This is a genomic window from Candidatus Zixiibacteriota bacterium, assembly GCA_040752815.1.
In the GTDB taxonomy this organism is placed as follows: Bacteria; Zixibacteria; MSB-5A5; order GN15; family FEB-12; genus JAGGTI01.
Genome location: JBFMGC010000112.1, coordinates 1 through 2,360, shown reverse-complemented (window position 1 = coordinate 2,360; position 2,360 = coordinate 1). Strand labels below are relative to the sequence as shown.

Annotated in this window: 2 protein-coding genes; both read right to left on the bottom strand. The window is 59.3% G+C overall.

Going from position 1 to position 2,360, the window contains the following annotated elements; translation table 11 throughout:
* Positions 1–252: 252 nt before the first annotated feature.
* Entirely contained in the window at positions 253–1,677 is a 1,425-nt protein-coding gene (gltA, locus tag AB1772_13355; GenBank protein ID MEW5797326.1) for an NADPH-dependent glutamate synthase, read from the bottom strand.
* A 66-nt stretch (positions 1,678–1,743) separates the two neighbouring features.
* Positions 1,744–2,360, bottom strand: a 617-nt coding sequence (locus AB1772_13350) for a sulfide/dihydroorotate dehydrogenase-like FAD/NAD-binding protein (GenBank protein MEW5797325.1), incomplete at its 5' end; no start/stop codon positions are given.

Sequence of the window (2,360 nt, the reverse complement as noted above, 5' to 3'; positions counted from 1 at the left end):
CGGGCCCGAAGTGTGACCTGACCCCGTTGATTTGTAGCGGGTTAAGCGCGTCAGTTCACACCCCTTTTGCCTCATTCAACGGTCAAGGCAAAAGGGGCAAGAACTGACGCAACAGTAATGGCGTCTTTTGAGACAGCCTCTCCTCGTCTGCCCCTCGTCGCATGCCCGAACGCGCCCGGCCGGCCGCAGCAGGCCCGCATTCGCCGCTTCGTCGCAGACACCGGGCGTTGTCAAGACCGCGGAGGTCCCGACCTACTTTCTGACTTCTTCGATCAAGTACTTGTGAATCGCCCGCGCCGCCTTCTTCCCTGCCCCGGCCGCGAGAATGACGGTAGCGCCGCCCGTTACGATGTCGCCCCCCGCGTAGACACCCTTGCGCGACGTTTCCATCGTTTCTTCGTTCACCGTGATGTTCCCCCACTTGTTAGTCTTTAGGCCCGGCGTAGTCGCCTGAATGAGCGGGTTGGATGAGTTACCAATCGCCACCACCACCAGGTCGACTTCCATGATGTAATTGGAGCCCTCTTTTGGAACCGGGCGGCGGCGGCCGGACGCATCAGGCTCGCCCAACTCCATTTGGATGCACTCCATCGCCCTGACTTTGCCTTTGTCGTCGCCGATGAATCTGATCGGGGCGGTCAGCAGGTGGAATTCCACCTCTTCGTCCTTGGCGTGATGGATTTCCTCGATACGGGCAGGCATCTCTTTTTCGGAACGGCGATAGACGATGTAGGCTCGCTCCGCACCGAGCCGAAGCGCAGTGCGCACCGCATCCATGGCGGTGTTTCCACCACCGAGCACGGCAACGCATCGTCCGCGGATTATCGGCGTATCGGCACCCTCTGCGTCGTAGGCACGCATCAGATTCGAACGTGTGAGGTATTCATTTGCCGAGTAGATCCCAATCAGGTTCTCGCCCTCGATTCCCATGAAATTGGGCAGCCCGGCGCCGGTGCCGACAAAGATAGCGTCGTACCCCTGCTCGAACAATTCGTCCAGCGTGTCCATCTTGCCGATGACAGTCGAATTCCGGAATTCGACGCCCATCTGGGCCAGCACGTCGCATTCGGCCTGCACGATGGCCTTGGGCAGTCGGAATTCGGGAATGCCGTAGACCAGCACCCCGCCCGGCTTGTGGAGGGCCTCGAAAATGGTCACCTGGTGGCCGAGCTTGATTAGATCCCCCGCGACTGTGAGACCAGCCGGACCGGAACCTACGATGGCTACCCTGCGTCCGGTAGGCGGGGCGATCTGGGGAAGGGTTACCAGGTTGTGCTCCCGCTCATAGTCAGCCACAAACCGTTCGAGATAACCAATCGCTACCGGTTTGTGTTTCTTGCCGGTGACACAGACAATCTCGCACTGCTCTTCCTGGGGGCAAACCCGTCCGCAGATCGCCGGCAGCGAGTTGGTCTCCTTGATTCTGCGAGCTGCACCCGCATAGTCCTTTTCGAGTATCAGATTGATGAACCCGGGGATATCAACCTCGACCGGGCAGCCGGCAACGCACGGCTGTTTCGGGCAATCGAGACAGCGCGACGCCTCGACAAGGGCCAGATCCTCGCTCAGGCCAAAGGGCACTTCCTGAAAGTTGTGGCGCCGATCCTCCGGCTTTTGCTCCGGCATGACCACGCGGGGGATTTTCATGCGCTCTTTTATCGGTAACTTCTCGGCCATGTCAAACTCCGGGTGTCGGCGCCGAACGGTGTTGCGACGAATGCGGCAGTGTCATCATTACTTGGACTAATCGGGGTATTCAAAGGCCTTAACGGCCTTAGTGAGGCGGCAATCAGGATCCTCGAGCAGCCGCTTCATAGCCGCCCGCTCCTGTTCTTTGTAGGCTGCAAGTCGGGACGACAGAAGTGCGAAGTCAACCTGGTGGCCATCGAAATCGGGACCGTCCACACAGGCAAACTTGGTCTCGTCGCCGATCTTGACCCGGCATCCCCCGCACATACCGGTGCCATCGACCATCAGTGGATTCAACGAAACCCAGGTGGGGACATCATACTCTTTGGTTAGGTTGGCGACCACCCGCATCATCGGGACCGGGCCGATCGCCATCACCATATCAGTCTTCTCGCCCCCATCGAGCAGCCCCTTCAAAACAGCAGAGACAAACCCGTGATGGCCGTAAGAACCATCATCGGTACAGACGTGCAGCTTGTCGGCAACAGCGGCGTGCTCATGTTCGTAGAAGAGCAGTTTCTTGTTCCGGGCACCGATAATGGTGTGCAGCTTGTTGCCCGCTTCTTTGTAGGCTTGGGCGATGGGATAGATCGGCGCGATGCCAATTCCGCCGCCGATTACACAGGCCGTGCCCCAGTTCTCTACATGCGACGGCAACCCCAGCGGGCCGA